The sequence below is a fragment of the Salegentibacter sediminis genome (assembly GCF_002078605.1).
Classification (GTDB): domain Bacteria; phylum Bacteroidota; class Bacteroidia; order Flavobacteriales; family Flavobacteriaceae; genus Salegentibacter; species Salegentibacter sediminis.
Genome location: NZ_MSJR01000014.1, coordinates 15862 through 42675, shown reverse-complemented (window position 1 = coordinate 42675; position 26814 = coordinate 15862). Strand labels below are relative to the sequence as shown.

Annotated in this window: 23 protein-coding genes; 17 read left to right on the top strand and 6 right to left on the bottom strand. The window is 41.7% G+C overall.

Annotation, left to right across the window (positions count from 1 at the left end; all coding sequences use genetic code 11):
• The first annotated feature begins 525 nt into the window (after positions 1-525).
• The 10 genes from BUW93_RS14625 (at position 526) to BUW93_RS14585 (ending at position 9113) form a co-directional block, all read left to right on the top strand.
• Positions 526-705: a hypothetical protein gene (locus tag BUW93_RS14625; protein WP_081212488.1), complete on the top strand. Its 180-nt coding sequence runs from the start codon at positions 526-528 to the stop codon at positions 703-705.
• Positions 706-707: 2 nt separating this feature from the next.
• Complete coding sequence (locus BUW93_RS14620; RefSeq protein ID WP_081212487.1) at positions 708-2030, top strand: 2TM domain-containing protein; 1323 nt, start codon at positions 708-710, stop codon at positions 2028-2030.
• Positions 2030-2341 carry a 2TM domain-containing protein gene (locus BUW93_RS14615; protein WP_081212486.1) on the top strand — a complete coding sequence of 104 codons (312 nt, stop codon included), beginning with the start codon at positions 2030-2032 and terminating at the stop codon, positions 2339-2341. The genes BUW93_RS14620 and BUW93_RS14615 overlap by 1 nt, the downstream gene beginning before the upstream one ends.
• 9 nt (positions 2342-2350) lie before the next feature.
• Positions 2351-3094 carry a LytR/AlgR family response regulator transcription factor gene (locus tag BUW93_RS14610; protein WP_081212485.1) on the top strand — a complete coding sequence of 248 codons (744 nt, stop codon included), beginning with the start codon at positions 2351-2353 and terminating at the stop codon, positions 3092-3094.
• 105 nt (positions 3095-3199) lie between these two features.
• Positions 3200-3478, top strand: coding sequence for a hypothetical protein (locus BUW93_RS14990; RefSeq protein WP_157893345.1), 279 nt, complete (start codon positions 3200-3202; stop codon positions 3476-3478).
• A 355-nt stretch (positions 3479-3833) separates the two neighbouring features.
• Positions 3834-4019, top strand: coding sequence for a hypothetical protein (locus BUW93_RS14985; RefSeq protein WP_157893344.1), 186 nt, complete (start codon positions 3834-3836; stop codon positions 4017-4019).
• Positions 4020-4235: 216 nt separating this feature from the next.
• Complete coding sequence (gene gnd / locus BUW93_RS14600; RefSeq protein ID WP_081212483.1) at positions 4236-6128, top strand: decarboxylating NADP(+)-dependent phosphogluconate dehydrogenase; 1893 nt, start codon at positions 4236-4238, stop codon at positions 6126-6128.
• Positions 6129-6139: 11 nt separating this feature from the next.
• Positions 6140-7483, top strand: a complete 1344-nt coding sequence (locus tag BUW93_RS14595) for a GntP family permease (RefSeq protein ID WP_081212482.1) — start codon at positions 6140-6142, stop codon at positions 7481-7483.
• Positions 7484-7678: 195 nt separating this feature from the next.
• Positions 7679-8386 carry a VIT1/CCC1 transporter family protein gene (locus tag BUW93_RS14590; RefSeq protein ID WP_081212481.1) on the top strand — a complete coding sequence of 236 codons (708 nt, stop codon included), beginning with the start codon at positions 7679-7681 and terminating at the stop codon, positions 8384-8386.
• A gap of 259 nt (positions 8387-8645) precedes the next feature.
• Entirely contained in the window at positions 8646-9113 is a 468-nt protein-coding gene (locus BUW93_RS14585; RefSeq protein ID WP_081212480.1) for a hypothetical protein, read from the top strand.
• A gap of 854 nt (positions 9114-9967) precedes the next feature.
• On the opposite strand, the gene BUW93_RS14580 is transcribed toward BUW93_RS14585, so the two are convergent.
• Both BUW93_RS14580 and BUW93_RS14575 read right to left on the bottom strand, forming a co-directional pair.
• Positions 9968-12952: a sensor histidine kinase gene (locus BUW93_RS14580; RefSeq protein WP_081212479.1), complete on the bottom strand. Its 2985-nt coding sequence runs from the start codon at positions 12950-12952 to the stop codon at positions 9968-9970.
• Positions 12930-13682, bottom strand: coding sequence for a LytR/AlgR family response regulator transcription factor (locus BUW93_RS14575; RefSeq protein ID WP_081212478.1), 753 nt, complete (start codon positions 13680-13682; stop codon positions 12930-12932). The genes BUW93_RS14580 and BUW93_RS14575 overlap by 23 nt, the downstream gene beginning before the upstream one ends.
• A gap of 152 nt (positions 13683-13834) precedes the next feature.
• Between BUW93_RS14575 and BUW93_RS14570 the strand changes: the two genes are divergently transcribed.
• The 4 genes from BUW93_RS14570 to BUW93_RS14555 all read left to right on the top strand — a co-directional run bounded on the left by BUW93_RS14570 (position 13835) and on the right by BUW93_RS14555 (position 17962).
• Positions 13835-14026, top strand: a complete 192-nt coding sequence (locus BUW93_RS14570) for a hypothetical protein (RefSeq protein WP_081212477.1) — start codon at positions 13835-13837, stop codon at positions 14024-14026.
• Between the two features lie 299 nt (positions 14027-14325).
• Entirely contained in the window at positions 14326-16581 is a 2256-nt protein-coding gene (gene katG / locus BUW93_RS14565; protein WP_081212476.1) for a catalase/peroxidase HPI, read from the top strand.
• A gap of 134 nt (positions 16582-16715) precedes the next feature.
• Positions 16716-17651, top strand: coding sequence for a c-type heme family protein (locus tag BUW93_RS14560; RefSeq protein ID WP_232778373.1), 936 nt, complete (start codon positions 16716-16718; stop codon positions 17649-17651).
• A 107-nt stretch (positions 17652-17758) separates the two neighbouring features.
• Positions 17759-17962 carry a DUF1059 domain-containing protein gene (locus tag BUW93_RS14555; RefSeq protein ID WP_081212475.1) on the top strand — a complete coding sequence of 68 codons (204 nt, stop codon included), beginning with the start codon at positions 17759-17761 and terminating at the stop codon, positions 17960-17962.
• 1 nt (position 17963) lies between these two features.
• Here the strand turns inward: BUW93_RS14555 and BUW93_RS14550 are convergent, their stop codons facing one another.
• From BUW93_RS14550 to BUW93_RS14540, 3 genes are all read right to left on the bottom strand, one after another.
• Entirely contained in the window at positions 17964-18452 is a 489-nt protein-coding gene (locus BUW93_RS14550) for a YqiA/YcfP family alpha/beta fold hydrolase (RefSeq protein WP_081212474.1), read from the bottom strand.
• Positions 18453-18546: 94 nt separating this feature from the next.
• Positions 18547-19071 (bottom strand): HD domain-containing protein, encoded by a 525-nt coding sequence (locus BUW93_RS14545; protein WP_081212489.1) that lies wholly within the window; start codon positions 19069-19071, stop codon positions 18547-18549.
• Between the two features lie 101 nt (positions 19072-19172).
• Positions 19173-21596, bottom strand: a complete 2424-nt coding sequence (locus BUW93_RS14540; RefSeq protein WP_081212473.1) for an outer membrane beta-barrel family protein — start codon at positions 21594-21596, stop codon at positions 19173-19175.
• A gap of 196 nt (positions 21597-21792) precedes the next feature.
• Between BUW93_RS14540 and BUW93_RS14535 the strand changes: the two genes are divergently transcribed.
• The 3 genes from BUW93_RS14535 to BUW93_RS14525 all read left to right on the top strand — a co-directional run bounded on the left by BUW93_RS14535 (position 21793) and on the right by BUW93_RS14525 (position 24848).
• The gene (locus BUW93_RS14535) at positions 21793-22992 is read left to right on the top strand and encodes a sensor histidine kinase (RefSeq protein WP_081212472.1); all 1200 of its coding nucleotides are present in this window, start codon (positions 21793-21795) and stop codon (positions 22990-22992) included.
• A gap of 64 nt (positions 22993-23056) precedes the next feature.
• On the top strand, positions 23057-24100 hold the full coding sequence (locus BUW93_RS14530; RefSeq protein ID WP_081212471.1) for a histidine kinase: 1044 nt from the start codon (positions 23057-23059) through the stop codon (positions 24098-24100).
• Positions 24081-24848, top strand: coding sequence for a LytR/AlgR family response regulator transcription factor (locus BUW93_RS14525; RefSeq protein ID WP_081212470.1), 768 nt, complete (start codon positions 24081-24083; stop codon positions 24846-24848). Before BUW93_RS14530 ends, BUW93_RS14525 begins: the two co-directional genes overlap by 20 nt.
• Before the next feature lie 443 nt (positions 24849-25291).
• Here the strand turns inward: BUW93_RS14525 and BUW93_RS14520 are convergent, their stop codons facing one another.
• Entirely contained in the window at positions 25292-26716 is a 1425-nt protein-coding gene (locus BUW93_RS14520; RefSeq protein ID WP_081212469.1) for a nicotinate-nucleotide adenylyltransferase, read from the bottom strand.
• Positions 26717-26814 lie beyond the last annotated feature (98 nt).

Below are 26814 nucleotides of genomic sequence, written 5' to 3'. Positions count from 1 at the left end.
TCGATTCAGGGTCTCATCTGAGTCAGCAACCGACAACTTCACAACTCACAACGGAGAACCAGCAGGATGAGATTCCGGGTCACGCCCGGAATGACGAGACAACACAAAAACAACCGTCACCCTAAACTTGATTCAAGGTCCCATCTGAGTGAGTAACTGACAACCTCACAACCCAAAACGGAGAACCGGCAGGATGAGATTCCGGGTCCAGCCCGGAATGACGAGTCAACACAAAACAACCGTCACCCTGAACTCGATTCAGGGTCCCATCTGAGTCAGCAACCGACAACTTCACAACCCAAAACGGAGAACCGGCAGGATGAGATTCCGGGTCCAGCCCGGAATGACGAGTCAACACAAAACAACCGTCACCCTGAACTCGATTCAGGATCCCATCTCAGTGAGAAAAAACGATAAACCCTAAACAGGTTCACAACAATTCATCCTTCAATTGCTACACTTCAGTCATTTTATTTTTGTTTCCGGGCTTTCTGTAATCATCTTTACCTTATAAAACGAAAAAAAATGGCAACAGCATTGATAATTATCCTGATGAAGCTCGTGGAAGCAATGGGTTTACCTCTTGACATACAGCCCGAAACTCCCCCCGCTACCAGAGAAAATATTATCATGCCTACAAAAGTGACTTCTGCTTGTGTTAATTTTGTGAAACCATCTGGTATGAAAATCAATTCAAACACCTAATCATGAAACTTCTTCAGAAAATATTAAAAGTAAGTCTCGCCATTTGTGTGTTGGTTATAATCTTAGAGCTTATCTTCAGCAATCAGGATTTTGATAAGCTTATAAATTATAGAACCTGGGGGATATATTTTTTCTACAGCCTTGTACTTACGGCTATTAACGCAGCTTATTTTTCTTTTTTCAATGCAAAAATAGGTTGGAAAAATGCAGGTGTAAAACGAGTGCTTTTCGCTTCGGCAGGTTCCATCATCCTCACCTTAATCGGATTCTTTTTTTGCCGGATGGTAGACTTTACCGTTTTTCGTTCGGTGGAATTCACCGAATTCCTTGCCAATGAACGTCTGCGCTTTTATTTGTTGCCATTGCTTTTTACCACGATTATCTCCCTGTTCTTTCACGTGGTTTATTTTTATAAAGCATTACAGGAAGAGAAAATAACCGAACAGAAGATAATTGCCGGGAGTGCTTCAGCTAAATTTGAAAGTCTGAAAAACCAACTGGATCCGCATTTTTTGTTTAACAGTTTAAATGTACTTAGTTCCCTCATCGAAGAGAACCCGGAAAAGGCCCAGAAGTTTACCGGCTCTCTTTCCAAGGTATATCGGTATGTACTGGAACAGAAAGATAAAGAACTGGTGAGTCTGAAGGAGGAACTGGAATTTTCAAGGGTGTACATGAAGCTTTTACATATGCGCTTTGAAAACAGCATTCACTTTGAAATCGACGAAAATTTTACTTCCGAAGAGGCAAAGATCGTTCCCCTCTCCCTTCAACTTTTATTGGAGAATGCGGTAAAGCATAATATCGCCAGTGAGAGTCGGCCTCTTATTATAAAGATCTACGAGGAGCAGGGACACCTGATCGTAAAGAACAATCTGCAAATAAAAGAAACCCTGCATCAACGCGAAGGGGTGGGTCTTGAGAACATCATCAATCGCTACGGGCTGGTGACGAAAAGAAAAATATTTATCGAAAAAGACCGGGACACTTTTACGGTAAAATTACCAATATTAACTAAACAATTGTCAATTATGGAAACCGATCAAATGCAACATGAGAACGCTTATTTTAAAGCAAAAGAAAGGGTAAAAGAGATTAAGGAATTCTACTCCAACCTAATATCCTATATGGTTGTAATTCCATTTCTTATCTTTATTAATTATTATACCTACTGGGAATTTAAATGGTTTTGGTTCCCGCTTTTCGGCTGGGGTCTGGGACTTACTATCCACGGGTTTTCCGTATTCGGCTATGGAGCTGCCTGGCAGGAACGAAAGATCAGGGAGATAATGGAAAAAGAATCACAAAATAAAACCTGGAACTAATGGAAATCAATAAGAACAGCCTGCAGTACAGGAATGCCCAAAAAAAGGTGAAAGACATCAAGGGCTTTTATGTGCATCTATTGGTATATCTGTTTATCAATATCGTTATATTTATTGTTAGCACCAGGGATGAGGGCTTCATAAACGGCCTGGCTAATATCTGGAATTACAACACCGCATTCTTTTGGGGGATTGGTTTGTTTGCGCATTGGGCAAGTGTTTTCGGCCCGAATGTGCTGCTCGGAAAAGATTGGGAAGACCGCAAGATCAAGGAATTGATGGATAAGGAAAAGAAGAAAACCTGGGAGTAACTGGAAATTATGAAAGTACTAATAGTTGAAGATGAAAAACCCGCCGCAAGAAGGCTCGAGCGCTTATTGGAAAAGGCAGGGATCTTTGTGACAGCCACCTTAACTTCTGTGGAAGAAGGCATCCAATGGTTCCGGCAAAACCCCCAGCCCGATCTTATCCTGCTGGACATCCAGTTAAGCGACGGACTCTCCTTTGAGATCTTTGAGAAGGTTGAAATAAACTCTCCTATTATTTTCACAACCGCTTATGATGAATATGCCTTGAAGGCTTTTAAATTGAATAGTGTAGATTATCTACTTAAACCCATTGACGAGGAAGAGCTGGAGACAGCTCTGGCAAAATTCAGGAACAATCATTCGGGGGCCGATCAGGTAAAGCTGGAAGAGATCAAAGCCCTGCTCAGCGGAACTGATCCTTATAAAAAACGTTTTACCATTAGTGTAGGCCAGCACCTGAAGATCATAGACACCGAAGACATAGTTTGTTTTTATTCCGAAAACAAAGCTACTTACCTCCACACAAGCGAAAACAGGTTTTACCTGATAGACCATAGCCTGGAGAAACTGGACCCCCTACTCAACCCGAAAGATTTCTACAGGCTTAACCGTAAATTCATCATCAATCTCAAAGGCATTGAAGATATCATCACCCACTCCAACCAACGCTTCCTGGTTAAGTTAAAAAACTTCAAGGGTGAAAAGATCATCGTTAGCCGCGAACGGGTAAGAGGTTTTAAAGACTGGTTGAAATAGTTAGGCAGGAAATTTCAGACCGTCACTTTGAACTCAATTCAGGGTCTCATCTTAGTAAGCAACTGAGAACTTCATAACTGAGAACTGAGAACGAAGAACCGCGCGATGAGATTCCGGGTCACGCCCGGAATGACGAGACAACACAAAAACAAACGTCACCCTGAACTTGATTCAGGATCCCATCTGAGTGAGCAACCGAGAACTTCACAACCTAAAACGGAGAACCGGCAGAATGAGATGCCGGGTCACGCCCGGAATGACGAAACAACACAAAACAACCGTCACCCTGAACTCGATTCAGGATCCCATCTGAGTGAGCAACTGAGAACTTCAGAACTCAGAACTGAGAACCGCCTGGGAGATTCCGGGTCACGCCCGGAATAACGAATGAACACAAAACAACCGTCACCCTGAACTCGATTCAGGGTCTCACCTGTGTGAGCAACTGACAACTTCACTACTCACAACTGAGAACCGGTAGGATGAGATTCCGGGTCACGCCCGGAATGACGAGTGAACACAAAACAACCGTCACCCTGAACTCGATTCAGGGTCTCACCTGAGTGAGCAACTGACAACTTCACAACTCACAACTGAAAACCGGCAGGATGAGATTCCGGGTCCAGCCCGGAATGACAAAACAACACAAAAAACCGTCACCCTGAACTTGATTCAGGGTCTCATCTTAGTAAGCAACTGAGAACTTCATAACTGAGAACTGAGAACGAAGAACCGCGCGATGAGATTCCGGGTCACGCCCGGAATGACGAGACAACACAAAAACAACCGTCACCCTAAACTTGATTCAGGGTCTCATCTGAGTGAGCAACTGGCAAGCTCACAACTTAAAACTGAGAACCGGCAGGATGAGATTCCGGGTCCAGCCCGAAATGACGAGACAACACAAAAACAACCGTCACCCTGAACTTGATTCAGGGTCTCATCTGAGTGAGCAACTGACAACTTCACTACTCACAACTGAGAACCCACAACAAACAATAGTAGTCCAGGAGCTTAAAAGGAATAAAAATCTTCTTCTAACTTCTTTTTACGGCCTTGTAACCGGGAAATTGATGCAAATAATAATATTGGATTTAGGCTCTGAAGTTCGTAAGTTTCAAATCTTAAATGTTTTTCACGAATGGCAGTATACATCGTAATGGGGGTTTCGGGGGTGGGAAAGTCCACAGTTGGAAAATTACTGGCCCTGCAGATGGACCTTCTGTTTTATGATGCCGATGATTTTCATCCCCCTGAAAATGTGGAAAAAATGAAAGCGGGAATTCCATTGCAGGACGAAGACCGAAAAGGCTGGTTGGATATTCTTGCCCGAAAAATAAGCACATGGAACCAAAAGGGCGGTGCCGTTCTGGCCTGTTCAGCCCTGAAGGAAAAGTACAGGAAACAACTTCAGTCTATTCCCCGGGAGCAGCTTACCTGGATATATTTACATTCTACTTTTGAATTGATCAAAGAACGACTTCTGCTTCGGAAAGATCATTTTTTTAAACCTGAATTACTCACCTCTCAATTCGAGACCTTAGAACCACCAGGCTACGGGATACATATTGATGCCAATAACTCCCCGGAGCAGATAATACAACAGATCATGCAAAAATTAAATAATAAAATCTCCCGGATCGGGCTTTATGGGCTGGGAGTGATGGGAAAAAGCCTTGCTCTTAATCTGGCTTCAAAAGGGGTGCAGGTATCGGTTTTTAACAGGCACCTTAAAGCTGTGGAAGAAAATGTTGCAAAAGATTTTGCCGCCTCCCATAGCAATGATTTCAAATTTAACTGGTTTGATGAGCCTGAAAAATTTGTTGCTTCTCTGGCGCGCCCCCGAAATATTATCTTAATGGTAAATGCCGGGAAAACAGTTGATGTTGTTATAGAAAATCTGCTGCCTCACCTGGAAAAGGATGACCTGATTATCGATGGTGGGAATTCTCATTATAAAGACAGTGAGAGACGTGAAAAGTTTTTAAAGAAGAAGGGCATTCTGTTTTTGGGAACTGGAATTTCGGGGGGAGAAGAAGGAGCCTTAAAAGGGCCTTCCATAATGCCCGGAGGGGAACCTACCGCTTATGATCGTATTGGCGATATTCTGGAAAAGATTGCGGCAAAGGATAAAAACGGCAAAGCCTGTTGTACTTATATAGGCCCTGGGGGTGCAGGTCATTTTGTAAAAATGCTGCATAACGGTATTGAATATGCCGAAATGCAGTTTATTGCTGAAATTTATCATTTTATGCGGTTTTCCCTTAGTCTGGACCAGGAAGGAGTTGCCGGTTTTTTTGAAAAATGGAATAAAGAAATGCGATCCTATCTGCTGGAGATCTCCATTGAGATTTTAAGGAAAAAGGAAAATGCCGAATTTATTCTGGATAAGATTCTGGATGCCGCAAAACAAAAAGGAACAGGAGGTTGGTCTACCAAAGCAGCCCTGGAATTAGGCGTGCCTTTAGATACCATAACCTCAGCAGTGATGGCCAGGATTATCTCTGGGAAAAAAGAACAACGAGTAAAGGCAGCAGAAATTTATAACACAAAGCCCCATAAAAAAGAATTTAAAAAGATTGAGAAAAGTCTGTTTCAGGCTTTTCAAGCTGAACAAATAATTAATCATGCCATAGGATTTGACCTGCTTAAATCGGCTTCAGAAGAATACCGCTGGAATCTCAATCTTTCTGAAATCTCCCGCATCTGGACCAATGGATGTATCATCAGGTCTGGTTTAATGGAAGATCTGGTAAAATTGTTCCGTGAAAATAAAGACGAAAACCTTCTGTTGCATAAAGAGATTGTTGATTTTATAAAAGAGGCCCGTCAGGATCTGATTCTCGTAATCACCCAGGCGCTACAGGCGGGAGTCCCGATGCCGGGTATGTCGGCAGCGCTAAATTATCTTTTGAGTTTCACCGCCGCACAAACCTCAGCAAATATGATTCAGGCACAGCGGGATTATTTTGGCGCTCACACCTATGAACGTGTAGGTAAACCCAGAGGAGAATTTTTTCACACTAAATGGTAAAAACCTAATTGATGGATATACAATTACTACTGGCTGTTTTCATAGGCATTGCACTCCTGCTTTTTTTAATTTTAAAATTAAAGATCCAGGCTTTTCTGGCCTTGCTGCTGGTATCTTTAGCGGTTGGAATTATCGCCGGGATGCCTGCCTCAGATATTTTAAGCAGTATGCAGGAGGGAATGGGAGGTACCCTTGGCTTTGTAGCAACGGTGGTAGGTTTAGGGGCATTATTTGGAGCCATTCTGGAACATTCGGGTGGGGCCCAGTCTCTGGCGGCCTATATGCTTAATAAAACCGGAGACAAAAAATCTCCCTGGGCCATGATGCTAACCGGATTTGTAGTCGCCATTCCCGTGTTCTTTGATGTGGCATTTATAATCCTGGTTCCGGTAACTTACGCCCTTAGCAGGCGCACGGGAAAATCCCTGTTGCTTTATGCTTTGCCATTGCTCGCGGGACTTGCAATAACTCATGCTTTTATCCCGCCAACCCCGGGACCCATCGCTGTGGCCGATATCCTGGGAGTAGATCTGGGTTGGGTGATAGTTTTTGGGGTACTCACGGGGATTCCTACAGCAATTGTTAGCGGACCTTTATTTGCAAAATTTATTTCTAAGAAAATTCATATTGAAGCAAAAGTATTTGAGGAAAAGAAAGAAGAGATTTCCAATGTCCCTTCCCCGGGAATGATCTTATGGATTATTGTTACTCCAATTTTTCTCATTGTATTGAATACCCTGGTTAACAGCCCTTTTTTTGCTGAAGCCACCCTCCCGGGTCTTATTGTATATATTATCGAATTAATAGGGCATCCATTTTCAGCTTTAATTATTGCAAACTTCATTGCCTGGTATTTCCTGGGGATAAAAAGAGGGATGACCAGGAATTATCTGTTAAAGATCTCTACCCGGTCCTTTCAGGCGGCGGGAGTTATAATTCTTCTTACAGGAGCAGGAGGTGCATTTAAACAGATCCTGGTTAATACCGGGGCAGGAGAAATGATTGCTGAAGCTTTGAATAATTCCTTTTTTAATCCACTGGTTTTCGGCTTTACTGTCGCAGCATTAATTCGCATCCTCCAGGGGTCTTCTACGGTAGCCATGATCACTGCAGCCGGAATAACCGCACCGGTTCTGGTAGGTGCAGGTTTATCGCAACCCCAAATTGCCCTTATGGTAATCGCTATTGCTTCGGGCGCAACTATACTTTCTCATGTAAATGACAGCGGATTTTGGCTGGTAGGTCAGTATCTGGGTTTGACTGAAAAGCAAACCTTTAAGTCCTGGACTGTCATGACCGGTTTAATTGCAATTACGGGACTCGTTTCTTCACTTTGTTTATGGTATTTTATTTAAAATCTGGCTTGTAAGACTGCTGAGAAACCATTTCCCAAAGATCATTCAAGGGGGATTATGTAAACCTGACATAATTTATTAATAGAGCCAGATTAATTTTTGGATTTTCCCCGGTGAATTAGAGGAAGAAATCTTAATTTTAGATAAAGATGCAAGGCCCCTAAAATTGTATTTAGAACCACAGACTGAAAAGAAATGAAAAATGTAACCATAGACAATTACTTAGATCCCCATTACATACACCGAAGCAATTGGTTAAGAGCTGCTGTTCTGGGGGCGAACGATGGAATAATATCTATTTCAAGTCTTGCCATTGGAGTTGCAGCTGCAAGTTCTACAAGAGAACCAATTGTTTTAGCCACAGTAGCAGGACTGGTTGCCGGTGCATTATCTATGGCTGCCGGAGAATACGTTTCTGTGAGTTCACAAACAGACACCGAAAAGGCGGATATCGAAAGAGAAAAACAAGAGCTTGAAGAAATGCCCGAAACAGAATTGAAAATTTTAAGCCAGATCTATGAGAATAGGGGACTAAAAAAGGAAACAGCAAAGCAAGTAGCCCTAGAGATGACCGAGTATGATGCTTTGGGGACCCATGTTAGAGATGAATTAGGAATAAATGAGATTAGTCAGGCCAACCCAATTCAGGCAGCTGTAGCTTCAGGGGCATCATTTATTGCCGGGGGTGTCCTACCGTTATTGGTAGTACTTTTTTCCCCAATAAAAGGAATGGAATACCTGCTTTATGGTTTCACAACTATTTTTCTGATCATTTTAGGAGCAACCTCGGCAAAAACAGGGGGTTCAAGTGTAACAAAAGCTATCTTGCGAATTACAATCTGGGGCACAATTGCCATGGGACTATCGGCCCTGGTGGGATATATCTTTGGCGTTAATGTATAATGCCCGGGGGCAGGAACTCAGTGAAAACACCACTCTGATTTATAACCACCCTTAAGAGGTGAGCCAACTACAAAAAGATTCTTAGGAAGAGAATTTCCAAAAGCGCCGGATGAGGGTGGGATAATTCTATTATAAAAATGGCATCCTTAGAAAGAAATAATTAACTTCACCAACAAACCAGATCTAAGCCCACAAGTGTGTGTGCTACTCCGTCAACTTGCGGTAAGGCTAAGGCCTGGTAAACATTTCAAAACGATTTATGAAAGCATGGAATTTTCAGGTAAATAATAGCCCTCAGGAGATTAGCCAAAAACTAGAATCCTCGTTGGGAGTCGCTGATAGATTTGTTTTTAAATTGGATGCCCATGAAAATAATCCGGTCCAATTTAAACTCCGCAAACGCTTTTTATTGCCATTTGAAATAAATACCCAAAACAATCTTATTGTGAATGGAAAAATAGTAAAAGCAGCTGCGGGGAATAAGACTGATATTGAAGTTTCCTTTGCGCAACATCCATTAGCGCTATTATTAATTTATGGACATATAATTCTGGGGCTGGGTATTTTAGTTGGGATTTTCCTAAACCTCAGTAGCAATTCCTATATGTACCTGTTTGGAGGAAGTTTATTAGCGATAGGAATTTTATTAGGCTTTCACTTAAAAAAGGATTTTGATAAGAATGTGCAGGAATATAAGTTCTTGATTGCTAAGATATTAGAGTTTTGAAAGGATAAAGTTTCAATTCCAATAGCGACTAAGCTTTCAAAGAAAATAATTAACCTGATTAACGAACTAAGTCCGGGCCGTCCGGGCCGTTTCCCTGGCCCAGGGGAGACAAAGTTTACCGCCCCAGGTTAAATAAACTTAAGAAATTAGGAATAGATTACATAAGGAACTCACAACAGACCCTAGGATGAGATTCCTCGTCGCTCCTACCTCGCTCCGTCGGAATGACAGGAACACCCTGCCTTATTTGTCATTTCGAACGAAGTGAGAAATCCCATCTGAGTGAGCACGCACAGCTGCGCAACAAGATGAGATTCCGGGTCAAGCCCGGAATGACGATTCAAAAAAAATTGCAGAACAGACAACTCACAATGAAGAACCGACAACCCAAACCACTTCCCCCGTCATCCTGAGCCTGACTCAGGATCTCATCCGAGTGAACACGCACAGATGAGCAGCAGGATGAATTTCCGGATCAAGCCCGGAATGATGACTCAAAGAAAACCGCAGCACCGAGAACCCACAACGTACAACTGAGAATTTCACAACTCACAACTGAGAACCGTAGGATGAGACTCCTCACAGCTTAGGGGTAAAGAAAAAAACCACTGACTAATGGCCAGTGGTTTTTTGAACAAATCATCGAACTTTAAAGACGATCTTCTGTTTTTAAGATTAAGGAAGTAACATTGACTATTGTCCCGCAAAACATTATAACCCTACTTATAATTATGATCCGGGAACAGTTTATAAATAGCTACTACTGTAACTCTCACTAATCTCTCCCAAAACTAAATATTAGGCTAAAGCAAAGGAGCGTGAATTAGTAAACGTACCGAATTTGAAAGTTATCGTTAAACCTGTAGCTTAAGAATAACAGCAGTGCCTTTATCTTTTTCAGAAATAATTTGTAATGCTTCTTCCACATCGTAGCCCAATAAACTTAATCGCTCTTTCACTAAATTCACACCTTTGGATTCGTGCAATTTATTGCTGGAAGCCCCTGAAAATCCAAGCCCGTTGTCTTCAATTTTGCATTGCAAAACACTATCTGACAACAACTTAAAAGATACTTTTAAAGTTGGCTTACTCACAACCGGTGAAAAAGCATGGACGAAAACATTCTCCACAAAGGTTTGTAGGATCATCGTAGGAATTTCTAACTCGTAGGGATCGATTGAAGGGTCCATCTCAAAGCTCACCTTTATTTTATTATCAAAGCGCGTATTTTCAACCCGAATATAAGATTGCAGATATTCAATTTCTTCAGTGAGTAATATAGTAGGCTTGGTACAATGATCCAGGTTTAGCCTGATTAGCCTGGAGAAATCCCCTAAAAACCCGGTGGCTTTATCTACATTATTGTCCATGATAAAATACTGAATGGAATTCATCGCATTAAAAATAAAATGCGGATTCATTTGTGCCAGCAGGGCTTCCATTTTGGTTTCTTCAAAGCGCTTTTGGATCAAGCCTTTCTGTGCTTCAAATTTTCGGGTTTGCCTTATCTGAAATCTATAAATACTATAAATTACCATCATCACCAGGCTGGCCATCAGTAAAGCAAACCACCAGGTCTTCCAGAATGGTGGCAATACAGCCAGACTTAACAAGGGTTGAGTATAACTTAAACCTGTGCTTTCATCTAATATTTTTACGTCTATTTCATAATCTTCGGGTGGTAAAGAAGGCAGAAATATTTCTGGGGTGGAAGAAGGAAGACTCCAGGGCTCATCAGCATTTAAACGATACTGATATTTCAATTTATTCGGATAAGGATGCGCATTGGTACTGAACTTCAGGAAAACCGTATTTTCATTGTGCGCCAGATTCAACTTATCCTCATCGCCTAATAATCCCAATGAATATTTATCGTTGTTGATAAAAATATCTTTCAGGTTTAATCGATCTACCAACGCCTTCGACTCACTTACCGCATCCAGATCTACCTCATAATAGCCGCCTTTACTCCCTATAAACAAAGTATTCTGTATTACTTCGGCACTCAGTAAAACCTGTTCCAGGCCCTGTTCCTTATCTAAAAAAATAAACCGCTCGTCTTTATAGAGATTTAATCCTTTTTCGGTGCCAATAATTAAAGTTCCCTGATAATCCTTCAAAAACGAAATGGAATTCCCCTGAATTTTAGCACGGGGTATTTTCTTCAGAATTTTAAATCCTGCCTCATCATTTAGAATAAATACATCTCCGAACTCACTCGAAATTGCCAGGTTTTCTCCTAAAGTTGTGATGTGTTTTAGTTTTTTCTCTTTCCAGATTCCGTTTTTTAAATAAGACTTAAACCCATTATCTTCCCAAACATAAAGTCCGGAAAAAACCGATAAAAAATAAGTTTTACCCCCCTTTTGTAAACTGCTTACTACCATAGTGGGAGTTTGGGAATCCGCTTTATTAAAATGGGTATATTCAAAAGCGTCCAAATCACGGTACACTCTTACGCCACCATATGGATTTGTTTCTATAAGATTCCCATCTGGCGTAAAATTAATCTCTTCGGTATGCAGGGGTAAATAACGATCCAATTCCCCGGAATCCTTAATGGCAAAGATTCCGATATTGGTGTTCACCCAGTATAGTCCCCGGGATACTTTTATATCATAAAAACTTATATCTGCGGCTTTTGTAGTATAATCCAGTTCATAAAAATCATCCCGGTGCCTCGGAAGTGGCAATTTGGTATGTAACACATAGTTCTCCTGCCATTTTTTAAGTCGGGCTAAACTTATTCGCTGTTTATTTTCTCGCCCCTGTAAAAGGATGCCATTATTTAATATTACTGCGGAAGTGTTTAGAGTATTAGCATAATCCATGATATCTTTCCCCTTAAATTCATGGAATTTTATTTGCGGATTTAAAGCAATCTCAAATAAGCCGGCATCCCTGGTTCCAACATATAATTTTTCAAAACTGGAATCATAAGCCAAAGAAATTACTTCTTTGCTGAAAACATTAAATTCTGAGGCCCTCGAAACCATATGGTGGTTTAGCATTTCATAAATTCCTCCATTGGTGTCATAGATCCCCCAGGCTGCTGCAAAAATTTTATCATCTTTGGTTTTTACATAATCCCAGACTATGGAAGCTCCATGTTTTTTTAATGGAAGAGAATCCTTTTTACCAACATAACCTGCAAGACTGGTTTTTGTAAAAAACCCCTTATTACTGCTATAAATACTGTCATTATCTACAAAAACAGAATAAATGTATTCATGATCATTCACCTTAACCAGGTCTGTTAAGCCCTTCTCATTCAGAATTCTGAAAACTCCTGAATTATAAGTCGCCACGTAAATTTTTCCCTGATATTCAAAAAAATCCTGAACCCTGAACAATTCATCCCCGGGAGAATTATTTAAGGAAATTACCTCATAGGTATTTATATCGATCACAGAAACACCGTCACTGGTACCCACGTACATTTTATTCCTGAAGGAAAAGAATTTAGTGATTTCGTTATGGACCAATCCATCTTTTTCTGAAATCACTTTAAATGTAAAGCCATCGTAAATGCTAAGACCTTCCCCGTAGCTGCCAAACCATAAATTGCTGTTTTTATCTTCGGCAATGGCCCAACAGCTGTTTAAAGCCAGTCCGTCTTCTTCAAAAAAGTATTGAAATTCGTCATTTTCCTTTTTAACAACTCCGTTCTCAGTGCCAATCCATAGAATGTTATTGCTATCAACCATTAAGGACCGCACAGCATCATTTGGTAGCTCCCTGGCGGCAGTGTAATGATTACCGGGATAATTCTGGGAGAAGGCTAGACTAAAGCATAAAAAAAATAAGAGGAAAAGCTTAGTTATTTGGTAGAATGGCATTGATAAACTCTTCTTCTTTTCGGAAAGAAACAGGAAGTTTTTCTCCGTTTGTTAATTTAATTTCCTTGTTTGCCTTATGATAGCTCACCACATAATTTAAATTGATGACGTAGCTTTTATGAACTCTTTTAAAAACAGAGGCCGGAAGGATTTCTTCCACGTGTTTTAAAGTTTTCGAAACAGTTTTAATGCTGCCATCAATTTTTTTAAGGCTGCAATAATTACTTTCGGCTTTACAGTACAGAATCTGATTAGTATGAATGAGTTCAAATCCTTCTATCGTCGGAAAAGCAATTTTTCTTACGTTCTGGTCATTTACATTCAGATTCTCCAGTAATAAAGAAAGTTTCTTCTGGGCAGAATTGCCTTCATTTTTTCTATCAAACCTTTTTATGGCTTCGGCCAGATCTAAATGATTAATGGGTTTCAATAAATAATCCAGCGCACTACGTTTGATAGCTTTAATGGCAAACTGATTATAGGCGGTGGTGAATATGACCTCAAATTTAATAACATCAAAATACTGGAAGAGTTCAAAACCATTCTTTTCAGGCATTTGAATGTCTAAAAAAACCAATTCGGGTTCGTGTTGTTTGATCGCAAGAACCCCGGAATCTACTGAAATGCATTTTCCCACAATATTAAATTTATTGGGAAAATACCTGTCGAGGGTTTTCTCCAATAAATTCTGAGCATTGACTTCGTCGTCAATAATTACCGCTTTAATCATAAGGTAAAATTACAATTAAATTGTGAGTTTCTTAACATTTTGAATTATGGCTTTAGAAGGCTAAAAAAGTAATAGAATTGGACCAACACTATGAAATTTCCCTGCGCCGGAATTACGAAGAGAATGAGGCTTCGTTAATTGGTTAACTCGGGATGCTTAAAAGAACCCACAACCCCCGTCACCCTGAACTCGATTCAGGGTCCCATCTGAGTAAGCAACCGGGAACTTCAGAACCCAAAACGGAAAACTATCAGGATGAGATTCCGGGTCAAGCCCGGAATGACGACTCCAGGAAAGCCGCAGAACCGAAACCCCACACCCCACAACCGACAACTCACAACTGAGAAAAATACACTTCCACCGTCACCCTGAACTCGATTCAGGGTCCCATCTGAGTAAGCAACCGGGAACTTCGGAACCCAAAACGGAAAACTATCAGGATGAGATTCCGGGTCAAGCCCGGAATGACGACTCCAGGAAAGCCGAAGAACCGAGAACCCACAACCGGAATCGCCCCACTTCCCCCTTCCCTTCTTCGGCAATAGTTTTTATCTAAACACCATAGCTATAAAATATAAAAACACAAAAGCAATAAGGAAAAATTATAGTATTTTTAGAATATAAACCGCTAAAACTTTAAATTATGGATAGAAATGATCAATCCAACAACCCCGATAGCCACAAAGTCTGGGAAGTAAATGAATCCAGCCGATGCCCCTTTATGGGCGGAGCTGTGGAAAAGACTGCAGGAACGGGAACCAATAACCGCGACTGGTGGCCCGATATGTTGAACCTGCACATCCTGCGCCAGCACTCTGCTTTATCGAACCCGATGGGGGAAGATTTCAATTATGCAGAAGAATTTAAAAGCCTGGACCTTGCCGCTGTAAAAAAAGACCTGAATGAACTTATGACCGATAGCCAGGACTGGTGGCCGGCAGATTATGGGCACTATGGTCCATTCTTTATACGTATGGCCTGGCACAGCGCCGGAACCTACCGGATAGGTGACGGGCGTGGGGGGGCCAGTTCCGGCTCACAGCGGTTCGCACCTTTAAACTCCTGGCCCGATAACGCCAACCTGGATAAAGCCCGCCTCCTCCTCTGGCCCGTAAAACAAAAATACGGAAGAAAGATCTCCTGGGCCGATTTGATGATTCTCGCCGGGAATGTAGCCCTGGAATCTATGGGGATGGAAACCTTTGGTTTTGCCGGAGGGCGGGAAGACATCTGGGAACCGGAAGAGGACATCTACTGGGGCTCGGAAGGCGAATGGCTTGGCAACAAGGAACGCTATCAAAAAGAGAACCTGGAAGATCCCCTTGGGGCTTCCCATATGGGGCTCATCTACGTGAACCCCGAAGGTCCCGACGGAAACCCTGATCCTATAGCTGCGGCAAAAGATATCCGGGAGACCTTTGGAAGGATGGCGATGAACGATTATGAGACCGTAGCCCTGATCGCGGGAGGCCATACCTTCGGAAAAACCCACGGGGCGGCAGATCCCGAGAAATATGTGGGTGCCGAACCTGCCGGAGCCGGCATTGAAGAAATGGGCCTGGGCTGGAAAAACAGCTTCGGAAAAGGCAACGCACAATATACCATCACCAGCGGAATTGAAGGGGCCTGGACCCAAAAACCAACCCAATGGACCAACCTTTTCCTGGATAATCTATTTGGCTTTGAGTGGGAGTGCCATAAGGGTCCGGGTGGAGCCTGGCAGTGGAAACCAAAAAATAATGCTGGAGAAGGCACGGTACCCGATGCCCATGACCCTTCAGTGAAACACGCGCCTTTTATGCTCACTACCGACCTCTCCTTAAAGGAGGACCCTGAGTATAGAAAGATCTCAAAACATTTCCACGAGAATCCGCAGGAATTTAAGGAGGCTTTCTCTAAGGCCTGGTACAAATTAACCCACAGGGATATGGGACCGATTTCCCGATACCTGGGGCCGGAAGTTCCTTCTGAAGAACTTATCTGGCAGGACCCAATTCCGCAGCCAGATCACGAATTGGTGAACAACAATGATATTTCTGGCCTTAAGCAAAAGATTCTCGACTCAGGTCTATCGGTATCAGAACTGGTATCTACCGCCTGGGCCTCGGCCTCCACTTTCCGCGGTTCGGATAAGCGCGGGGGCGCCAACGGAGCCAGAATCCGTTTTGCTCCCCAGAGACATTGGGAAGTGAACAATCCGCCACAGCTACAGAAGGTTATTGAAAAATTAGAAGAGATTCAGAAGGATTTCAACGAAGCTCAGTCCGGCAACAAAAAAGTATCCCTCGCCGATCTTATCGTGCTGGGCGGCGGCGCTGCCATAGAGAAAGCAGCTCGTGAGACGGGACATGAGATAAACGTACCTTTTAATGCGGGCCGTGGGGATGCTTTGGAAGAACAAACCGATGCGGAGGCCTTTGAACCGCTTGAGCCAAGAGCCGATGGTTTCAGAAATTATACAAAACAAAGCGAACATATATCCACTTCAGCAGAAGAAATGCTGGTTGACAAAGCCCAGTTACTCACTCTTACTCCACCGGAAATGACGGTATTAATAGGCGGAATGCGAGTTCTGGGCACCAACTTCGACGGGTCTAAGCACGGGGTTTTCACCAAACGTCCAGGCCAGCTCACCAACGATTATTTCGTGAACCTGCTGGATATGCGAACCACCTGGAAAGCCAGCTCAGATGCCCAGACTGTCTTTGAAGGCAGTGACAGAGCCAGTGGGGAGAAAAAATGGACCGGCACAAGGGTAGACCTCATCTTCGGATCAAATTCAGAGCTAAGAGCTCTGGCAGAAGTTTACGGTAGCGAAGATTCCCAGGAGAAATTCCTAAAAGACTTCGTGAAAGCCTGGGCTAAGGTGATGAACCTGGACCGGTTTGACCTGAGTTAATTTCAGAAAACCAAAATTAAGTTTGAAAAAAGGTGGTCGGGGTTCCGGCCATCTTTTTTTTGTTGGGGACAGCTTAATTCAGAATCTTTCCAAAACAATTCTTTAGTATCTTTAGGTAAACAATAAACCATAAGATGAAAAGATTTATATTATTGCTCAGTTTGATAATCCTGGTTGCTTCCTGCAAGGATAAAAAAGACAGCTACAAAGAGCCTGAATTGATTGCTAAGGCTGGATCACAGGAACACCCGGGAAAAGCCCTTATGGAGAAACACTGTTACGCCTGTCATTCGCCTGAGAGCGGGATAAGGCTGGGGCCGCCGATGAGCATGGTGCAAATGCATTATCTGATGGACGACATCACCAGGGAAGATTTCATCGCCGATATCATGAATTTTGTAAAGGAACCTACAGAAGAAAAAGCCAGGATGTATGGAGCTATCAGAAATTTCGGACTTATGCCCTACCAGGATTTCCCTGATTCAGTAATAAGACAGTTGGCAGATTATCTCTATGAGGCAGAGTTACCTGAAATGCAAGGGGGAGGAATGCATGGCCGTGGGATGGGCATGGGCCAGAACGCCCAGGAAAACACATTAGCCAAAACAGGGATGGAGATCGCCCAGGCCACTCAGCAACAACTTGGAAAGAATCTAAAGAAGGCTTTAAAGGAAGGAGGCCCTTTGCATGCCCTGGAGTTCTGTAACGTAGAAGCTATTCCCTTAACCGCACAAATGGAAAAAGAGCATAATGCGGTGATAAAACGAGTATCAGACAAAAACCGGAATCCCGCCAATGCTGCCAACAAAGAAGAGAAATATTATATAACCCATTTTAAGCAGGCAATCCGTAATGGCAGGGAACCCGCGCCTGTGGTAATACCAAAAGGAGAAAAAAACAAGTTCTACTATCCCATAGTCACCAACAAGATGTGTTTGCAGTGCCATGGAAAACCTGAAGAAATGAAGCCCGAGGTTTTGCAAAAGATCAAAGAACTCTATCCTGAAGACAGGGCCCTGGGCTATTCAGAAAATGAAGTTCGGGGAATCTGGAGCATTAAATTAGAATAGGACCAGAGCCCTTAAAATATACTAAATAGTCTTAAAAGCACATTAAATAAAATTATGGTAAAGTGATTTTTGGGTACATTTAAAATGCCATCAAAAAAACACTTGCTATGAAAGTTTATTATTGCCGTGATGCAGGTTTCGATTGTAAGGTCGAAATCCGCGGAGAAAATAAAGATGAAATTTTACGCCTGGCCGGACTTCACTCCCATGAGGTACACGGTTTGAAACCTACCGGGCAAATAAAACAGGATATGAGAAGACTTATCAGAGAAGAGAAACCTCAATCTGATGAATATAAAATGAATCGCTAATTCAAATTCTTTTAAAAAAGACCTTCAGTTCCTGCTCAAAGCAATCGAGGGGCACCCGGTGTTCCATTTCGGGCCGCAGGTGCATATATAATGCTGATCTACGATCCAGATGTTCCCCCAAAAAGTTTAAGGTGTCTGCTGGATTTACCACGGGATCTCGTTGCCCTATCACCAATTGTTTAAAAGCGCTAGCATGAGGATTTAGCTCAGGCACCTGTTGATATGTAGTTCGGGCCTTTAATGCCGGGTTGAAAAGCAGTGCCGGCACATCCAGCCGGTTGGAAATATAATAACCTGCGAAGCCCCCCATACTGCTGCCTATCACCGCCCCGAATTTGGTGTCGACATATTTGCCCAGCACCCATTCTATAGCGTTGGGGATATTGTAATAATCGATATTTGGCGCGAACACCTTTCCGTATTTCTGAAGCCGAACCCTTTTGGCTTCATTGAGCTTACTTTCGAGTCCGTGCAGGTATAAAATATTCATAATTCAGAATTTATATTTATAATAATTGCCTTTCAAAGAATCTATAAATTTAAGCTTTAAAACCGACAATTAGAAGGTTTTAAACCCGGTGGGATCAGTGGTTTTTTAATTGAATGATCCCACGTTGGACCTCATAGCAGGCTCGCATCAGCAACTTAAAATCTCCGCCCTGCAGAACTTCCACCAGAGATTCCATTTCCCGAATATATTTACGGGCAAAACCGGGATCGTTTTTAAGAATATCGCGGGTGTTATCTACCACATCGGCGAGCTTGATAGTTTTGGCCTCCGGGCTTATTCCTGCCTGCCGTTCCACCTCTTTTTGCTTGCGCTGACGCCGATTGAGATGCGGGTAATTCTTTTTCTCGTATTCATCGGTTAGTTCCTCCACCAGAGCCATTATTTTTCTCCCGAATTTTCGCTCAATGTCCTGCAGGGAGACCGGGGTATCCTCTACCACATCGTGTAGGTAGGCCGCACAAATCATTTCAGGGGTATGGGCTACGCTTCTCACCAGTTCGGCCACGCGGATAGGATGCTCTATATATGCTTCTTCAGAATATTTTCGATGCTGGTCTCCGTGAGCTTTCCGGGCAAATTCCAGGGCTTGCTTTTCCATTTTTTCTTTTGAAGATAAGGGATTTTGTAGGTTTATCAAATAACAAAAGTCCTCGTGCTTTCACGAGGACTCAGGATGATAGTTGTATCTGGAAGAAAGGTTTATTTAACCCCCGCTCTGTCCATTTCTTCCAGGGTATTTGTAGAGCGAGTGTTCTTTTTGCTGTTTCCTTTGCTGAAATTATAGCGAAGGTTCAGGCTTACGGCCTGTTTATTGAAATACTGATCTATATTGAACTGGTTTTGGCCAATTTCCGAGGTGATCTTTAGATCCTGACTTTTGAAGATATCGGTGAACCTTAGGGTCACGTCCAGCTTATTATCTATAAAGCTCCGTTTTATGCCAGCGTCAAGCCATTGCATAGGCTCAACGTAATAAATACCAACCGTCATTGGGCCCTGAAGGGTAGCGTTCAACTCCAGTTTGAAATCGGCCGGTAAATTGATCTGATGATTAGATTGCAGCATATAAAACAATGATTCATTCACCACATCTATACCATCAATTATCGTTTGATTATCCTGGTAATTTAAAATGAGGCTGTTATTACTGTTCCAGAATGAAGTAAACTCTACAGGAGCTATAAGGCTGGCCATATAGGAGCTGTAATTATCCAGGTTCCCGGTGGTTACCTTAGTGATTCCGGTGGCTTCGTTTACCGAGAAGATTTCAGTATTGTAATCGGTTATACTTTCATATTGAAGGCTGAGATTATACTTGCTGAAAAAGTTCTGAATGATACTGAAGGAATTGGAAAACTGAGGTCTCAGGTTCGGGTTTCCCACAATTAAATTGTACGGGTCTATAAAAAATTGAAACGGATTTAGCCTGTCGTAGGCTGGACGTTTGATCCTGCGATTATAAGAGTAAGTAAGTTCATAATTATCACTTACTTTCTGGTTAAGTTGCAGATTCGGAAAAAATTCCAGATACTCTTTTTTGTTCTCCTCCCCCATAGAAGCCGAAATTCCCAGGCCATTCGTTTGTTCCAGCCTTAACCCGGCATTTATGCTCCAGGTCTCATTAAATTGTTTGGAGAATTCTGCATAAGCCGCATATATCTCTTCCTCATAGCGAAAACTGTCGCTGTTTTCCGGTTGGAAAACCCGTTCCCCGTTTTCATCGATATAGAAATCGAGGTTTGACTTTGAAACTACCTTACTGGCTTTTACTCCTGTCTCCAGATTTCCACCATTGCGCAGCGGCAGGTTAAAGTCGACTTGCCCGGCATAAATGTCGTAGTTTGAAAAAGATTCATTAAAAAGGATTTCATTTTCAGGATCGGCAGTAGGATAAACATAAGCATTATAAAATTCTGAAAAAATATCCTTCTTTAAAAACGCATAATCCAGATTTGTAGAGATACTGGTGCCTGCGGTATCCAGGTTCATTTTATGATGAAAGTTTAACCTGCCATTATAGGTGTCTGTAGTTTTGTAATTTTCTGAAGCTATATCTGCAAGCTTGTCTCCAGTGTTATTATACAACTGGCTGTCGGTTAGCCATTCATCATCTATCCCGGTATAATTAAACTGTGCCATCACCCCTGCGCTGTGGGTTTCATTAAGCTCTACATCGCTCCCGGCCATTACCGAGGGCACCAGCTTTATATATTCCTGGCGTCCCTGTTGCTGGAATTCAGTGATATCTCCTTCTTCTGGATAGATCCGCTCTACTTCAGCATCTCTAACCGTCCCCCGCTCTGAAACATCAAGATTAATGAAACTGGACCAGTTCCCCTGGTTAAAATTAAAATTAGTGCCACTGTTAAAGAGGTTGGGTTTGCCTTTGGTATAACCGGCATAAACGCTACCACTAAAGCCATTCATACTGTTCTTTTTAAGATTGATGTTTAGCATCCCGGCGCTGCCCTCTGCATCGTATTTTGAGGGTGGATTGTTCATCACCTCGATGCTTTTGATATTTTCGGCCGGCATTGATTCCAGCAGATTTTTCAGGTCTTCCTGGCTCAAATAGGTGAGTCGGCCATCCAGCATTACCGAAACCCCGCTTCTTCCGTTAAGCTTAAAATTTCCATTTTGGTCGGCAGAGACCCCGGGAGCCCTTACCAGCATTTCGTAGGCATTGTTCCCCGCGGCCATAGTGGTTCCTTCCACTTCCATGGTCACATTCCCGTTCTCCACCTTCATTCTGGGTTTCCAGCTTTTCAGCATCACTTCATCGAGCATAGTAGTCTCTTCGGAAAGCAGAATAACTCCCAGATCGTAATTGAAACCGGGGCCTGAGACTTCGAGTTCCTCAGAAAAATTATCGGCATAACCGATGGCTGAGAATTTCAGGACGTATTCACCTTCTTCTGATGGCTTTAAATTAAAATTACCATCAATATCAGAGGTAGTCCCTGTTACCAGGGTGGAATCCGGCAGTTTAATCACAGAGACCGTAGCAAAAGGAACAGTTTCCTCCTTTTGGTCTTCCAGTTTGCCGGAGATTCCCTCCTGTGCTAACACAAATTGACTAACTAATAAACATACACTAAAAAATAAATTACGATACAACTTCATCACTTTGATCTTTAATGGGTTAATACTTGTTTTATACCTCAAAGATGAAGGGAAACGGGCCCTTAGGGAACTAGATTCTGACGAAGCGGGAAATCTGATGGGTGAAACGGGATATGGGGTAGATGAAATGGAAAGGAGTTTTTAAAATTTCCCTGAAATTGCCTTCAGATGGATGAACCTTTAATATTCAGAAACCATGAATTCCACAAAAAAGCTATTTATTCTTTACTTTTACCTGAAACAGTTAATCAAGAAATATATCACCTCCACCGGATTACATAACCAAATCGCTGCTGAAGAGCCTTTACAGAAAGAAAATTCAAAAGGATGGATCGGGAAACTTATATTGAAAGCCCTGGTAACCAGCATTTTTATTTTCTTTACTATTGTATATCTTCACCAGGGAAATTTGTTTCTTAATCAGGATGGCACCTCGGTCTTTAATAAGATTATGGCCTTTGAATTGACCGCTACCTTTGTATTTCTTCTTTCAGTATTCCTGGTTCACCGCGGAATCTCTTCTTTTGTGAACCTAAAACTTAAAGGTTCTCCTATTGTTTTAAAATCCAGCGTAGAAGCCCTGCTGGTAATTTTTAGTGCCGTACTCCTGTTGTTTGTGACGGTTCTGATTCCCTTTTTCCTGGTATTCCCTGAAATTGACGTAATTGATATGAAGATTAGGCTTAATTACATTTTTATGGCTATTCTTGCCTTAATCTTCTATTATTTTGGAGAAAGAGAACAGAGTAAACGGCGCCTGGAAAAGGAATTACTGCGAAGCGCAAAACTGCAAAAAGAAAGTTTTGAAGCCCAATTACAGCATCTTCGGAATCAGATGAATCCGCATTTTCTGTTTAACAGCCTGAATGTCCTGGCAACCCTGATTAGGATAGATCAGGCCCGGGCCATAAAATTTGTACAAAAATTATCGGAAGTATATCGGGCTTTTCTTCAAAACAGTGAAAAAGAACTGATAAGCTTAGAACAGGAATTAAATGTCGTTAAGGCTTACACTTTTCTACTGAAAACCAGGTTTGGAGATGCTATCACCTTCAACATGGAGATACCTGAAGAAAAAAAGGAACTGTTTATACCACCCGGGGCTTTACAAAGCCTCATCGAAAATGCGGTTAAGCATAACGGGTCCACAAGAAAAGACCCTCTGGTAATTAAGGTCACTACTGAAGATGACAGCCTGATTGTCTCTAATAAAATAAAATCAAGAAAAACAGCGACCACATCAACCCAAACAGGTTTAAAAAATCTCATCAACAGGTATAGATTCTTAACCGACAAGCAAACATCATTTCAAAGAGTCAATGGAAACTTCATCGCAGAAATTCCTCTTTTAAAGTTAGAATCCAAAGAGGAAATTATGAAAAAACAAACCTATTAGAGTGAATCTCCCTGCAAAACATAGTCATTTAACTACATCACCCCATAATAAATACCGGGTGTGGATGAAAAATATTATTGTAGCCATACTGGTTACCCTAGTATTATACCTGGTCTCCATATATATTTCACGTGGCACTGTATTAATACCTCTTGATTACACCATTTGGGTAGAATTAATTTTAAGCGTATTTTATTTTCTAATTCTTTTCTGGTTATACCCTAAAATTTCGAGATTCATCCATTCTCCTCCTTTTCAAAACCTGAACAGCCTTCTCACCAATTTGGCGGAGGGTTTTATCGTGGTTTTAGCTACCATATTTTTAACGGCGGCCATTAAATTGCCATTTTTATGGGTAATAGTGATATGGGTTGAAGAAGTACAATGGTTCCCCGATGCTGTAAGGAGAGGTTTTGTAATTCAAGCTGTTTCAGGGCTATTTTTCTACTATTTTGTAGAGCGAAACAGAATAAGGAAACGTCTGCAACGGGAGAGATTGAATGCTGCCCGCCTGGAAAGGGAAAAATTTCATGCTGAACTACAGGAACTTAAGGACCAGGCAAACCCTCATTTTTTGTTCGACAACCTGGAAGTACTCACTCCCCTTATCACAAAGGATCCGGAGGAAAGCGTGAGATTCGTAGAAAAGCTTTCTGAGGTATACCGCTCTTTCCTGGCTTCCAACGAAAATGAATTAATCACATTTAAGGAAGAGTTGGAAACACTAGATGCTTATAGCTACCTGGTAAATAGCCAATCAGGCGAAACTATTAAAATTCACAAGGATTCTCTAAAAGATAGCGGGAATTTATATTTACCTCCGGGAGTTTTATTTTTTGTAATTGAAAACCTTGTGAAAATGGAAAATTCAAATGCCAAAGATAAACCGGAGATACAACTATCTGCAGAAGATGGAAAATTAAAGGTGAAATGCCATAAATATTGGAAAAGTGTTTTTTATTCAGAGGCAGGAACCAAATTTGAGCCTATAAAAAGCAGGTATGCTTTTTTCAGCGAAGAGCTGCCAGAGGTTTATTCCGAAAACAATCAGCTGGTAGTAGAATTACCATTATTGAAAATTAAAGATAATGAAAGTAGTAATTATTGAAGATGAAAATTTTGCAGCCCAGGCCCTGGCGGCGATGGTCATGGAACTAAAGCCCAGAACCAAAATTCTTGAGATCCTGCCAAGTATTGAGGAAACTGTAGCCTGGTTTAAAACAAATACCCCACCGGAACTAATTTTTTGCGACATCCATCTATCTGACGGAAACAGCTTTGAAATTTTTAACCAGGTAGAAGTATCCTGCCCTGTTATATTTACTACGGCTTATGATCAATATGCCATTGAAGCCTTCAAAGTAAACTCTATAGATTATCTTTTAAAACCTATCAAGAAGGAGAAACTCACCGGCGCTATTGCAAAGTTTGAAAGTTTAAACCATCAAGGGCTTCACGAGCAACTGAATAATTTCCAGCAACTACTTCAAGATGTTCAGAGTAAATCTAAGCCTAAGACAAAATCCAGATTTATGGTAAAAAGCGGACAAAGTATCCAGGTGATCCCCACAGAAGAAGTAGCCTATTTTATAGCCGAAGACGGAATAGTTCTTTTAGTGAATTGTGAAGGAAAACGATTTGCGGTGAATAATAGCCTGGATCAGTTGGAAGAACAACTGGACACCCATAGTTTCTTCAGGGCGAATCGGCAGCTAATTATAAATATCATGGCAGTGGAAAAAGCTGAAAGTTATTTTAAAGGAAGATTGCTCCTGCGTACCAAACCTGAAACTCCCGGGGACCAGGTAATAAGCAGCAGTAAGGCAGCAGCTTTCAGGCAATGGTTGGAAATGTAGGCTGGAAACCTATGCCTGTTAAGAAAAAGGTATTATCCAAAACAGAGGGTTTCCCCCATATCTTCAGAAGTATAAATTCATTAATTTATTCCTGTCCTCAATGCTGTGAACCAATCTGCTATAAAATCAGGAGATATGGATCAGAACTTTACATTTCTTAATTGGATCAAAAAATACCACAAGGAACTAACTGCCATAGGCATTGTGGTTTTTGTGATCATCTTTGTGACCGTTTTTTTGAATGTGAAATAAGCATGATTTCAATTTAATCCCGGTCGCGTTTCGGTAAAACCCGCGCTTGATCTATACCCGGATGCAGCTATACTTCCTGGGGTGGTTTTTTTTTGTTGTCGTGCTAGTATCCCCGGGTTTTATTTTAAACAAAAAAGAGGTCGCCTATTGGCAACCTCCTAAATATTCGGCTCCTTATAGAGGCTGTGGTTTCAGGAAGTTTGAAATAATTTTTCCTCGAGAATCATTTTCGAAGTTTGTTCGGGCAGCGAGTCTTCCCAGCCTTCTTTCCCTTCTTTAATCATTTTATGCACCTCTCTGGAGAAAATATCGAGAATTTCAGGTTGGTAGTTTTTAATATCGACTACTCTACCGTTATCTTTAAAGAATTTGTATAATTCTTTCATCCCTTTCTCCACCTTGAGATTATCAGAATTCAGAATTGTATCCCTCTCTTTTAGGGGGTATAAGTAAATCTTCAAATTCTTAAAAAACAATTTCCCAAAGGCTTCCAGGATGCCCCCACTAAGATGCTGGTAGTATTTGGTTTCAAAAATTTCGGTAAGGGTATTTACTCCCATGGCAAGACCCATTTGAGCTTTGGTGTGTTGCGAAAAATATTCCACCACCTTATAATACTCCTGAAAATCGGAGATCATCACCGTATGTCCCATGGCACACAGTAAGCGCGCCCGGTCCAGAAAATCTTTCTCATCAATATCTCCTTCGGCCTTAAGGTTGTTTAATGTCATTTCAAAGATCACGGTGGTATTTTCCGGATCAACTTTCCTTTCCTTTAAAAACAGCTTTAAGGACTCTTCATACATGTTCATATTTACCTTGGTGACAGGCCTGAAGCTCCCTCTTAAGGTTAGGATATTCTTTTTATAAAGCACGCTGGCAGGCAATACATTATTGGCATCGGCATTGAACATTACCGCTTCGGTTATCCCTTTCCGAAGTAATTCCAGGCTAAGTAACCGATTATCTACAGCGCTAAAGGCAGGCCCATGAAAATTAATCGCATCAATTTCAATCTTATCCACATCGATATGATCGTACAGACTCTTTAAAAGTTTCTTTGGATCATCGTGATAATAAAAGGCCCCATAAATAAGGTTTACTCCCATCAAGCCCAGCGTACATTGTTGTTGCATGGCGTTGTTTTCCTGGAACTGAATATGGATTATAATTTGGTTATAGTCCCCTTCAGGTTCGGTTTGAAATTGAATTCCTACCCAGCCGTGACCTTTGTATTTCTTGGCATAATCTATAGTAGCCACCGTATTGGCATAGCTAAAGAATAATTTATCGGGATGTTTCTCTTTTGAAATAAGTTCTTCAATAACCCGGGTTTCAAAATTGAGCATATCTTTTAGCCTGGCCTCGGTAACATATCTGCCCTGGGGCTCACGACCATAAATAGCGTCACTAAAATCCTTATCATAAGCACTAATAGTTTTGGCGATGGTCCCGGAACTCCCTCCTGCCCTAAAGAAATTACGTACCGTTTCCTGGCCGGCCCCTATTTCGGCAAAAGTACCGTAGATGTGTTTATTTAAGTTTATTCTCAGAGCTTTGTTTTCTACGGAGTGGCTGGATTGAAAATCTTTCTCCCCCTTTAAGATATGACTCATAATTATATTATTTTTCTGAAAGGTTGTGACGGTAATTTTGGGCTTATCAGTTATTTTACTTCGGAACTTTATGCTGAAATAATCAGAGATCGGTTAGA

Bases quoted from the DNA above. Each gene is read 5' to 3' on its own strand.
- BUW93_RS14545 (WP_081212489.1), bottom strand. From the start codon at position 19,071: ATGGAAAAGCAAGCCCTGGAATTTGCCCGGAAAGCTCACGGAGACCAG.
- BUW93_RS14520 (WP_081212469.1), bottom strand. From the start codon at position 26,716: ATGAGTCATATCTTAAAGGGGGAGAAAGATTTTCAATCCAGCCACTCC.
- BUW93_RS14550 (WP_081212474.1), bottom strand. From the start codon at position 18,452: ATGAATATTTTATACCTGCACGGACTCGAAAGTAAGCTCAATGAAGCC.
- BUW93_RS14610 (WP_081212485.1), top strand. From the start codon at position 2,351: ATGAAAGTACTAATAGTTGAAGATGAAAAACCCGCCGCAAGAAGGCTC.
- BUW93_RS14575 (WP_081212478.1), bottom strand. From the start codon at position 13,682: ATGATTAAAGCGGTAATTATTGACGACGAAGTCAATGCTCAGAATTTA.
- BUW93_RS14555 (WP_081212475.1), top strand. From the start codon at position 17,759: ATGAAAGTTTATTATTGCCGTGATGCAGGTTTCGATTGTAAGGTCGAA.
- BUW93_RS14560 (WP_232778373.1), top strand. From the start codon at position 16,716: ATGAAAAGATTTATATTATTGCTCAGTTTGATAATCCTGGTTGCTTCC.
- katG (WP_081212476.1), top strand. From the start codon at position 14,326: ATGGATAGAAATGATCAATCCAACAACCCCGATAGCCACAAAGTCTGG.
- BUW93_RS14535 (WP_081212472.1), top strand. From the start codon at position 21,793: ATGAATTCCACAAAAAAGCTATTTATTCTTTACTTTTACCTGAAACAG.
- BUW93_RS14985 (WP_157893344.1), top strand. From the start codon at position 3,834: ATGAGATTCCGGGTCACGCCCGGAATGACGAGACAACACAAAAACAAC.
- BUW93_RS14530 (WP_081212471.1), top strand. From the start codon at position 23,057: ATGAAAAATATTATTGTAGCCATACTGGTTACCCTAGTATTATACCTG.
- BUW93_RS14595 (WP_081212482.1), top strand. From the start codon at position 6,140: ATGGATATACAATTACTACTGGCTGTTTTCATAGGCATTGCACTCCTG.
- BUW93_RS14615 (WP_081212486.1), top strand. From the start codon at position 2,030: ATGGAAATCAATAAGAACAGCCTGCAGTACAGGAATGCCCAAAAAAAG.
- BUW93_RS14620 (WP_081212487.1), top strand. From the start codon at position 708: ATGAAACTTCTTCAGAAAATATTAAAAGTAAGTCTCGCCATTTGTGTG.
- BUW93_RS14525 (WP_081212470.1), top strand. From the start codon at position 24,081: ATGAAAGTAGTAATTATTGAAGATGAAAATTTTGCAGCCCAGGCCCTG.
- BUW93_RS14580 (WP_081212479.1), bottom strand. From the start codon at position 12,952: ATGCCATTCTACCAAATAACTAAGCTTTTCCTCTTATTTTTTTTATGC.
- gnd (WP_081212483.1), top strand. From the start codon at position 4,236: ATGGCAGTATACATCGTAATGGGGGTTTCGGGGGTGGGAAAGTCCACA.
- BUW93_RS14990 (WP_157893345.1), top strand. From the start codon at position 3,200: ATGAGATTCCGGGTCACGCCCGGAATGACGAGACAACACAAAAACAAA.
- BUW93_RS14625 (WP_081212488.1), top strand. From the start codon at position 526: ATGGCAACAGCATTGATAATTATCCTGATGAAGCTCGTGGAAGCAATG.
- BUW93_RS14540 (WP_081212473.1), bottom strand. From the start codon at position 21,596: ATGAAGTTGTATCGTAATTTATTTTTTAGTGTATGTTTATTAGTTAGT.
- BUW93_RS14590 (WP_081212481.1), top strand. From the start codon at position 7,679: ATGAAAAATGTAACCATAGACAATTACTTAGATCCCCATTACATACAC.
- BUW93_RS14585 (WP_081212480.1), top strand. From the start codon at position 8,646: ATGAAAGCATGGAATTTTCAGGTAAATAATAGCCCTCAGGAGATTAGC.
- BUW93_RS14570 (WP_081212477.1), top strand. From the start codon at position 13,835: ATGCTTAAAAGAACCCACAACCCCCGTCACCCTGAACTCGATTCAGGG.